7 protein-coding genes and 1 pseudogene are annotated in these 9,875 nt (G+C 47.3%); 5 read left to right on the top strand and 3 right to left on the bottom strand.

Translation table 11 applies throughout. The annotated features are described in order from the left end of the window. The first annotated feature begins 231 nt into the window (after positions 1 to 231). From WG8_RS01150 to WG8_RS01140, 3 genes are all read left to right on the top strand, one after another. Entirely contained in the window at positions 232 to 1,542 is a 1,311-nt protein-coding gene (locus tag WG8_RS01150) for an MFS transporter (RefSeq protein ID WP_007428218.1), read from the top strand. Between the two features lie 318 nt (positions 1,543 to 1,860). Beyond that, entirely contained in the window at positions 1,861 to 3,423 is a 1,563-nt protein-coding gene (locus WG8_RS01145) for a response regulator transcription factor (protein WP_007428217.1), read from the top strand. Between the two features lie 38 nt (positions 3,424 to 3,461). After that, a complete protein-coding gene (locus WG8_RS01140; protein WP_007428216.1) occupies positions 3,462 to 5,276 on the top strand; it encodes a sensor histidine kinase in 1,815 nt (604 codons plus the stop codon). A 33-nt stretch (positions 5,277 to 5,309) separates the two neighbouring features. On the opposite strand, the pseudogene WG8_RS29445 reads toward WG8_RS01140, so the two are convergent. The 3 genes and pseudogenes from WG8_RS29445 to WG8_RS01130 form a co-directional block, all read right to left on the bottom strand. Further along, positions 5,310 to 5,497 (bottom strand): annotated as a pseudogene (locus tag WG8_RS29445) (hypothetical protein); the annotation flags it as partial. 15 nt (positions 5,498 to 5,512) lie between these two features. Next, entirely contained in the window at positions 5,513 to 6,694 is a 1,182-nt protein-coding gene (locus WG8_RS01135) for an MFS transporter (RefSeq protein ID WP_007428215.1), read from the bottom strand. Between the two features lie 323 nt (positions 6,695 to 7,017). Next, positions 7,018 to 7,599: a TetR/AcrR family transcriptional regulator gene (locus WG8_RS01130; RefSeq protein ID WP_007428213.1), complete on the bottom strand. Its 582-nt coding sequence runs from the start codon at positions 7,597 to 7,599 to the stop codon at positions 7,018 to 7,020. A 217-nt stretch (positions 7,600 to 7,816) separates the two neighbouring features. On the opposite strand from WG8_RS01130, the gene WG8_RS01125 reads away from it, so the two are divergent. Together WG8_RS01125 and WG8_RS01120 are read left to right on the top strand one after the other, a co-directional pair. Next, a complete protein-coding gene (locus tag WG8_RS01125; protein ID WP_007428212.1) occupies positions 7,817 to 9,088 on the top strand; it encodes an MFS transporter in 1,272 nt (423 codons plus the stop codon). A 129-nt stretch (positions 9,089 to 9,217) separates the two neighbouring features. Continuing rightward, the coding region (locus WG8_RS01120) for an alpha/beta fold hydrolase (RefSeq protein WP_007428211.1) at positions 9,218 to 9,875 on the top strand (658 nt) is incomplete at its 3' end.

Genomic DNA, 9,875 nt, shown 5'->3' with positions numbered 1-9,875 from the left:
AGTTGCGGCGGCGCGTTCCATATAAAATCCCAAATGGCTGAGCCTGTATAGATCGCATTAGCAGAATATGCGGCATCACAACGATCAATAGCTGGCCTTCGGATTTTCCGAAAGCTGCAAGCATCGTTGTGAATCGCCCATATCAAACATAGCTAAGAAATTCTCGAAATGAATTGGATGACTAGTAAAAATGTAAACGTATACATCATAGATCAAGGAGCGTGAGCTTTCATGAGCAAAATCGAGAATACCCGTGTAACACCTGAAGGGCAACCCAAAAAGGTGGGCCTACGTTGGGGCATTATTTTACTGCTTCTGCTCGGGGCCGTCGTCAACTATCTGGACCGATCTAATTTAAGTATCGCGAATACGACCATCGCAGCGGAATTTGGGCTATCCTCTACACAGATGGGTCTACTGCTGTCTGCCTTTCTCTGGCCTTATGCCTTGGCTAATCTCCCGGCAGGATGGCTTGTTGACCGCTTCGGTCCGAAGAAAATGTTCTCATGGGCTTCCGGACTGTGGTCAGTTGCAACCATCGTCAGTGCTTTTGTAAATTCCTATTCTCTGCTATATGCCATGCGTATGCTGCTCGGTGTATCGGAATCTCCGTTCTTCACTTCAGGGCTTAAAGTAACCGAAAGATGGTTTGCTAAAAGTGAAAGAGGACTCCCAACCTCTATTATTAATACAGGCTCGCAAATTGCCAATGCTATTGCTCCGCCCCTGCTGACTGTGCTTATGCTAACCATGACCTGGAGAGGCATGTTTATCTTCGTCGGTGCAATTGGATTGATTATTATGCTGATCTGGCTGAAAGTCTACCGTGATCCGACCTTTGCCGAAAAACAGGCCATCAACCAGAACGATATGACTGCAGACGCTGTTCCTGCGACGGAATCAGATGCGGCTCAACCAGAGACAAAAGCCAAATGGTCTTCTCTTTTCAAGAATTCCAGCACCTGGTTTATGATCATCGGTAATTTCGGCATCATGTTTACAATCTGGGTATATCTGACCTGGTTGCCAAGCTATCTGGAAAAGGAACAAGGCTTCACGCTGAAGGAAACCGGATGGATTGCATCCATTCCGTTTGTTGCCGGCATTATTGGTGTATTGCTGGGCGGGTTCATTTCCGACTATTTCATCCGCAAGGGAGTTGCTCCTGTAACCTCACGCAAGATACCAATTGTTGGCGGTGCTATTTTGGCGGCGTCATCTGTAGCACCGATTCCTTATATCGACAGTACAGTGGTCAGCATCGTCCTTCTCTCTATCGGTTACTTTGCTTCCCAATTGCCTTCAGGCGTCATCTGGACGTTGGCAGCTGATATTGCTCCGAGGGAACAAGTCGCATCGCTGGGCGCTATTCAAAACTTTGGTGGATTTCTAGGGGCTGCTTTAGCACCTATTGCAACCGGATACATTTTGGATACAACCGGAAGCTTTAATAATGTATTTTTACTGGGAGCATCCTTGCTCGTTATGGGAGCGATTTCATACGGGATATTCCTGAAAAAACCAATCACTCGAGCTTCGTAAACGATGGGTGATGCGTGAACAACAAGATGAGGCTGGTCATAGGAAGCAGCGGAGAAGCAGGATTGCTTTTCCGTTGCTTTTTCACATATATACAGCATTTTCTCCATGTAATACTCGTTGGGCCACCAGCCGATATTAAAATATAGGCTTGGTTAAGATTTTTTTGGCTTCCCTTCTGGTTTATGTTAGCATGTAAAGATTAAATGCTTTATATTTGAACCAAGTTGGAAGCGTTGTCAAACATATGCCTCAGCTGATACAACATATCCGCGTTAATGCGGTCTTTTTTGAATAGGTATAATTACGGAGCGTGCTGCCATGAATAAGCTATGCAACATTTTGATTGTGGATGATGAGATATTGGTACGGCAAGGAATCAAGCACCATTTATCGTGGGAAAAGTACGGATTTCGGATTGTAGGCGAAGCCTCCAACGGGAAAGAAGCGCTGGCGCTGATTGAAACCTTGCGTCCTCATATTGTCATCACGGATATCGTGATGCCAATCATGGACGGTGAGGAGCTGACGCGTATCGTCAAACAGAACTATCCGGAGATCGAAGTCATTGTGCTCAGCAGCTACGGCGAGTTTAATTATGTGCGCTCCACCTTTCAGCAAGGGGTTGCTGACTATATTTTAAAGCCCAAGCTGGATACGGATGAGCTGCTGCAAGTCCTTCAGCGGACGGCTCGCAAAATTCCATCCATTCAATATCAGGCAGATGCCGGAGATAATCCAATTACGATGGATCATGTGATCGAAAAGCTCATTTCCGGCTATAGCATAGACTATGACACTGAACTGCTGAAGCAGACATTTCCATATACGCGTTTTGCGCTTATAGGTATGGAGCAAGCCGCACAGCAGGATACAGGCCGCTCCTACTCTGCCTCAGACCTATTTTCCAGGCTTACGGATCGGATGGCAGATGCCTGTGAACAAAAAATCGTACTCCGACTATTGCCGTCCGATGTCCATGCGGCTGTAGTTTTAGCCAATCTTGATCCGCGGGAGGCAGACTCCTGGATGGCCGCGGTCAGAGAGGTGGCTCAGGAGACGAAGCAAGCCGATCCACAGATAGGCTGGGCAGTCAGCCACTTGTTTGATGACTTTAATCGAATAAGTGAGGTCTATCAGGATGAATTGCCGAAGCTGCTCAGCTATCGCTTTTATTTCCCGGAAACAGCGCTGCTGATGGAAGATGAGCTCCCACAACCTGTTCAAGTGAACAGCTCGTTTAACTTGAAGCAATTCACAGAGGAGATGAAACGCGAGCATTTTGATGCAGCTTTTCAGGACTTGAGATCCTATGTAGCAGCCATGTCACGCAACTATAACTCTACTGCTTTTGAATTTAAATCGCTTCTCGGGAATATTGTGTTCAATATTACCATTTTACTTGGGAATCAGGGATATGATATGAAAGAGCTGGATGCAGCAAAATATTCCTATTTCAAAACGATTAACGACGCGCCTCACGTACATGAAGCTGTGCGATTGCTGGAGACCTTTTTAGAGGAAGCAAACAGGCAAATCATGGCTAAAACGCAGCAAGGCGGCAGCGCAAGCATGAAAAAACTGCTGGAATATATTGAGGAGCACCATGCTGAAACACTCAATTTGACGACACTTGGACAATATTTTCATTTTAACCCTTCCTATTTGTCCAGCTATTTTACAACCCATCATACAGAGGGTTTCAGTGAGTATCTGAACAAAATTCGCGTGGAGAAGGCCGCTGAGCTGCTGCGGTCAGGTATAATGCCCATTTCCGATATTAGCAGCACTGTCGGCTATTCAGACCCTAGCTATTTTACCAAAGTGTTCAAAAAGGTGACGGGGTACTCACCCAGTCAATACCGCCGGGAACATCTCCATTAGAGAGCAAGCGCATATCTGCGGCAGAAAAGAGATTGAATATGAAAAGGTATCTTCATAAATTCAAATATCAGGGCCTGTTCTTCAAAATATTTATCGTTATGGTGGTCAGCATCACTGCGGTGTCGTTGCTGACCTCTTTGGTGACGATTCGCATGTCTGAACGACTCTTTGCCGAGACATTCAGTATTACGAATGCCAAGGTACTCAGCCAGATTCAGTCCAGCTTCGAGTCCTTCAATGACTCAATTGTGAATGCCGTAACCCATGCCTCGGAAAACGGGACGGTCAAAAACTACCTGACTGGCAGCCAATCCGACTCCATTAACTCGGCACGCATCTACTTCGGTATGGCACAGCAGATGAAGCAGATTAAATCCAATGTCGACGCCTATGATGTCGGTGTCGCTGTAACGGGCATGAATGGCCGAAGCTTCTATTCTGACTCGTCTTACTGGCCGGTAACTGCGGAGGAGCTTAAGAACAGTGTCATTACAGCCCGAAGTGCGGCACAGCCGACACGGCTTATGTATCAGTTGGATACTGATTTATTTCGTCGACAGATAAATAATACCGGACAGAAACCGACACCTTATATTATCGCCTCGAAGGCATTTATGGAGCGAACTAGCGGTACTTTATATGGCATGATCTACATTGCCATTCGCGAGCCGGAATTTCGCCGCTTCTATAACAACTTTACAAGCAACGGCAATGATGTTCTTATTTTGGACAAGTCAGGACTTATCGTGTCGAGCAACCGTCAGGACTTGATCGGACAACACTCCCGTGAGCTGCTGGGCTACGCGAAGAAAATCAATGAGCAAGGGCTAAATTACGTGAATGCGAACGTGATGAGCAAGGAAAGTATTGTTCTTTCCAACTATATTCCTTCGTATGATTTTTATCTGGTTAACATGATCGACAGACAAATCGCGATTGGACAGATCATTGACGTCAAATCCGTTGTATTCATCTGTATTGTCATCGTGCTGATTGCTTTGCTGATTGTTTTTCTGATTTCCCGTCGCCTGATTCGTTCACTGACACGACTGGTCAAGCAAATGTCGACGGTCCGCGAGAAAAATTTTGACAACTATATCCCGGTAACGGGCAGCTATGAGGTCAGACAGCTGAGTCATGCCTACAATTACATGCTGGATGAGCTGAATGACTACATTCGCAAGCTGCTGGAGACGCAAAAAGAACAACGAAACGCAGAGCTTGCTGCCCTACAACGACAAATCAATCCTCATTTTCTGTACAATACACTGGCTTCGATCAAAATGCTGGTGCTCAAAGGAAACAAGGAAACCGCCGCCGAGACCATCAACGCGCTCATTTCCCTGCTGCAAAATACGATCAGCAACGTAAGTGAGACCATCACGATCGAGCAGGAAATGGCCAACATGCAAAACTATGTGTTCATTAACCATGTGCGCTATGGACAGCGGGTACAGGTGAATTATTTTATATCGCCGGATTGTCTGGAGTACCATGTGCCCAAGTTGATTATTCAGCCTTTTATCGAAAATTCTTTTTTCCATGCATTTAATGAGAAAAATGCAGGGCACATCTATATATTGGTGTCCAAAACGGAGGATACATTGATCTGCGAGGTGGTCGACGATGGAGACGGTATGGATCTGGACGGGCATGCGGCCAAGGATGGACTGCCCAATCCCAAGAGCAAGCGCCAGCTGTTCACTGGCATCGGCATCCAGAATGTACACAATCGTATTACCCTTCTGTATGGAGAAGAATATGGCGTGACCATCTCCAGCAAAAAAGGCGAGGGCACCAAAGTGAAATTGACACTGCCACTGATCGTAAAACCCTCCCCTCCTATCTCATAAAAAAGGGTATTCGGATTTTATGGTGGAGAAGGGCTATAGCTGGCCCTTCTCCAATTTCTCGATCAAGGTGGAAAAATGCTTTTTAAGTCCCCCTGTAAAGAGTATTTTGGCTCGTAGGGCTTCAAAAGAGTATCCCCTACCTAAACGATTAATGACTCGAATGCCGTCTGTCTGCTATCACATTCCCAAATATCGAAATATAATTCCTTTAAGTCATAAGAATTTCTTCTATGCATTTATGATGCAAACTCCTTCTTTGCTTTCGCATGACTGGTCAAAATACCGCTGAATATGAAAGATAACAACGAACCGGCAAAGCATATAGCCGCAAACATGCCTACGGCGGAGAAACCGTTAAAAGTCGCGTAAATCAGGCCTGCGATCCAAGAGCCGAGCGTTGTCGCAGCGTACATGATTGAATTGGCCAAGCTGGAGATCGTGCCGCGGATGGTCGGATTTAATGAATTCAGCATTCCTAATATTAGGGGAAAAGCGATCCCCATGTTAACGAAAATGAAAAAGTAAACACTTTCGAAAGCCGCAACCGATGGCAAGTGAGGCAAAATAATAAAACATGCGATAGAGACAAGAAAGCCCACAACCAGCGTATTGAAACGGTTTAACGTTTTGATCACATAGGCACCGCCGAAGCTCCCGACTATATTCCCGAGACCAAGAAAAAACATCACGTACCCCGCTTGATCAATTGAAAGGTGAAAGCGATCCGTCACCCATTTTCCAATGAAGGAAAAGGCAGCAAAGAATCCACATTGAAATAAGAAATGAGCGAGGAAAGCCTTTCTCGCCATTCGGCTATTCAATAATGGGATGTATCTACTGAAAATCGGAGTCTTGGTTTTTTGGCCTTGATTCGGTTTCATTTCGGGCAAAGTATAGAAGATGAATACCGCTACCAATAATGCACATGCACCGATTGTAAAAAAAGGATAATACCAATGGGTTGAGGCAAGCAGACTTCCAATAGGGATGCCGAACGCTTGGGAAGCAGCCAAGCCTGCCATGACGATTCCTGATACTTTGGCGATTTTTGACGTTGGAAACAGAGCAGGGATCGAGGCCCAGACTTGAGGCGCCGTAAATGCTGCGCTGACTCCGGCTAAAAAACGGAAGAAGAACATCGACCAAAAACCTGTGGCAAAGCCGCATAACATGGTTGAAACCGAGAAGCAGACCATGCCGGAAAGCATTACTTTTTTGCGATCCCATCCATCGGAAAGCGGTCCAGCAATCAGTGCAAAAATGGCATAACCTAAAGCATAAGACCCCACCATCCAACCGGAATATTCGGTCGGGATATGAAACAAGTTCTGAAGAGTGGGGATGAGCGGAGAAATCAAAAACGTATCCGTACCAATAACAAACATGATGAGGAAAAATAAAGCAGTTAATTGGATCATTCTATTCACCCTTTGCAGTTAGTTCTATAGTTCAAATATTATTGAACTAATGAAAAAAAAAAGAATTTCTTTCTACAACGTATCCAGAAATCCGGGTAAGTAAGTTTGAAATGCCTCCAAATCGATGCTCATATACTTCGCTTGAGCTTCTTTTCGTACCTTGATCAATTTCGCCTCCTCAGCTAACGCCTTAAATATTTTGACTCTGAGCTCATCATTTATTATTTTTTGAGTAGTCATAAAACCATTGTACTAAGATATCGCTACAAATCAAGTCTTTAGAAAAATACCACTATAAAATCCGCCTGATTGAAACAAACAATCTACTCCAGCAAGGCGACAATGGTTGCTGCGGCGTTGTCCGCAAATGTTCGATCGGGGCGGGATTTCATCAACACGGTAAGCCCGATCATTGAAACGACGAATGTCTGGGCGAGTGCTTTGGCATTCACATGATCCCCGAGTTCACCGGATCGTATCCCCCGTTCAATGGTCTCCTGAAAAGTCGCTACCAAATACAACTGGTGCTCTCTTGTCAGCACTTCAAATTTGGCATCATGTGGCGCTAATTCGACCATGACATTCAGGCAAAAACATCCCCGATTTGGCACTTCTCCGTACGCTTCTGCCACAATGCCCTCAAAGAAAGCACGCAACGCTTCTTTAACGGACGGTACGCTCTGTAGCCGTGCGCGCACATAAGAAGCATGAAATTGATTGTATTTGCGAAGCGCGGCTTCAAAAAGCTCTTTCTTATCTCCGAATGCGGCGTAGAGACTAGGCCGTTGAATGCCCATTTTTGCCGTTAAATCGCTTAATGAGGTCGCTTCGTAGCCCTTTTCCCAAAACAGTTCCATCGCGGAATGTAGTGCTTGCTCTTCATTAAACTCCCGAGGGCGAACCATAAGCTATCCCCTCCCTTTTCATATCGTTCAGTATATTAAAATCATATCTAACAGTGAAGGAATAGTCAAATATTTTCAATTTATCCTTGACAAATTGCGAATGAATAATATATATTTCACTTCGTTCAGTTATATACCGATCGATATAATATACTTTTCGGTATGTAACTGAATAAGGTTAACCCCGGTCAATCCAATCAGAAAGGTGTGAGGGGATATGAAAAACCTTCAAGACATAATGGAGGGAGGTGCGGGAGAAAACTGGAGTCCCGGGAAGGCTTCCTCGAGTAAACCCGATGCTCGTGCTTCCACGTCCCATTCATCGCTGTCGCGTGTGCTCTCGTTGTTGTTTGCTGTCGCTTGTGGGCTTGCTGTAGCGAACGTTTATTATGCACAGCCACTGCTTGACGCGATGGCAGTCGAGTTCGGCATCCGTGAGTCAACTGTCGGGGTTGTTGTCACCATCACCCAGATCGGGTATGCACTTGGCCTTCTATTGCTGGTGCCCCTTGGCGATTTGCTGAACCGCCGACGGTTGATCGTCGGTCAGTCAGCATTGTCCGTTGCGGCGCTCGCCGCTGTCGGTTTCTCTCCAAATAGCACGCTGCTCTTTATCAGCAGCGCTTTGGTTGGGTTACTCGCGGTGGTCACGCAGGTGCTGGTTGCATTCTCGGCCGTATTGGCAGCGCCGGCTGAACGCGGCCGTGTAGTAGGGACGGTAACTAGCGGCATTGTCATCGGTATTTTGCTGGCGCGGACCATCGCGGGGTTCATGGCCGATCTCGCGGGCTGGAGGGCGATCTATTTCCTCTCAGCAGCGTTGACGCTGCTCATCACTGTTATGTTGTTTCGTGTGCTACCGCCGCACGACAAGGTGAAGGAAACGATCGCTTATCCGCAATTGCTGCGTTCGGTTTTTATGTTGTTTGTGGAGGAGCCAATCTTGCGCATTCGCGCTTTGATCGCCTTTCTGATTTTTACCTCGACTTCGGTCTTGTGGACGCCGATGGTGTTTCCACTCAGCCAACCGCCTTTTTCACTCTCCCATACGGAGATCGGTCTGATTGGTCTAGCTGGCGCCGCCGGAGCGTTGGGTGCGGCCCAGGCAGGGCAGATGGCGGATCGCGGCTGGAGTCAGAAGGTTACCGGCATCGGGCTGTTCATCATGTCCCTATCTTGGCTGCCAATTGGGTTTACTATTCATTCCCTGTGGGCTTTGATTGCTGGCGTAATCGTCTTCGATCTTGGGTTACAGGCCGTACATGTCACGAATCAAAGTATGATTTACAGTGTGCGCCCCGAGGCTCATAGCCGGCTTACGGCCGGATATATGATTTTCTATTCCCTCGGCAGCGCTGTCGGCTCGTTCATCTCGACGTTCGTTTATGCGTGGGCTGGTTGGACTGGTGTATGCCTATTAGGCTCGGCCATCAGCTTACTGGCACTATTATTCTGGGCGTTTACCCGTCATCTGACGCCCACCGCTTAGACATCTAATGGCGAACTGGCACATGCCACTGACCGCCATCATGCTGCTCGTCAATTGACCGAAGGAAGATTTTTTACTGTTTCATCCAGCCAGATTTTCTGAGTCAATTCTAAGGAGGGAACATCTCTCATGCTGTATCCTTATAACCTCAACCGCGATCCGCATTCGGATTGCGATAGTACCTACCCATTCACACCGCACTTCACTGACGCTCCCGGGTTTGCCATGCACTTTGTTGACGAAGGTCCACGCGGAGGTGAGACCGTGCTTTGTCTTCATGGCGCGCCAACCTGGGGCTATCTGTTTCGGCACCTCGTTCCGGTCCTGAGCTCGGATTGCCGTGTCATTGTCCCTGATCATATGGGGTTCGGCAAAAGTGCGACTCCTCAGGACCGTAGCTACTGGCTGCAAGATCATATCGACAATCTTGAACGGTTCGTGCTTGCGCTCGACCTGCGGGATATCACGCTGATTATGCACGATTTTGGCGGGCCAGTGGGGATGGGACTCGCCGCCCGACATCCGGATCGCATCCGCAGACTGATCTCGACCAATGGGCCGACACCATTCGGCCAGTCCAGCCTCGGAGACAGGTTGACCGCCAATGTCGGCGTCTCGCCCTGGTTCCAATGGGTTGTTCAGGCGGAGAAGGACGGAAGTCTCGAGGCCGTGTTGGGCCAACTCGGTTTTAATATTCTCAGCACGCTCAAACTGAACGGTTTCGAGAACCATGCCCTGATTACCGACACCTGGCTGGCCGCTTACGGCTCGCGCTTCGCCGATCCGT

It is taken from the genome of Paenibacillus sp. Aloe-11, from assembly GCF_000245715.1.
Lineage (GTDB): Bacteria > Bacillota > Bacilli > Paenibacillales > Paenibacillaceae > Paenibacillus > Paenibacillus kribbensis.
This window is presented reverse-complemented; position numbering and strand designations above follow the sequence as displayed.

Bases quoted from the DNA above. Each gene is read 5' to 3' on its own strand.
- WG8_RS01130 (WP_007428213.1), bottom strand. From the start codon at position 7,599: ATGGTTCGCCCTCGGGAGTTTAATGAAGAGCAAGCACTACATTCCGCG.
- WG8_RS01125 (WP_007428212.1), top strand. From the start codon at position 7,817: ATGAAAAACCTTCAAGACATAATGGAGGGAGGTGCGGGAGAAAACTGG.
- WG8_RS01140 (WP_007428216.1), top strand. From the start codon at position 3,462: ATGAAAAGGTATCTTCATAAATTCAAATATCAGGGCCTGTTCTTCAAA.
- WG8_RS01135 (WP_007428215.1), bottom strand. From the start codon at position 6,694: ATGATCCAATTAACTGCTTTATTTTTCCTCATCATGTTTGTTATTGGT.
- WG8_RS01145 (WP_007428217.1), top strand. From the start codon at position 1,861: ATGAATAAGCTATGCAACATTTTGATTGTGGATGATGAGATATTGGTA.
- WG8_RS01150 (WP_007428218.1), top strand. From the start codon at position 232: ATGAGCAAAATCGAGAATACCCGTGTAACACCTGAAGGGCAACCCAAA.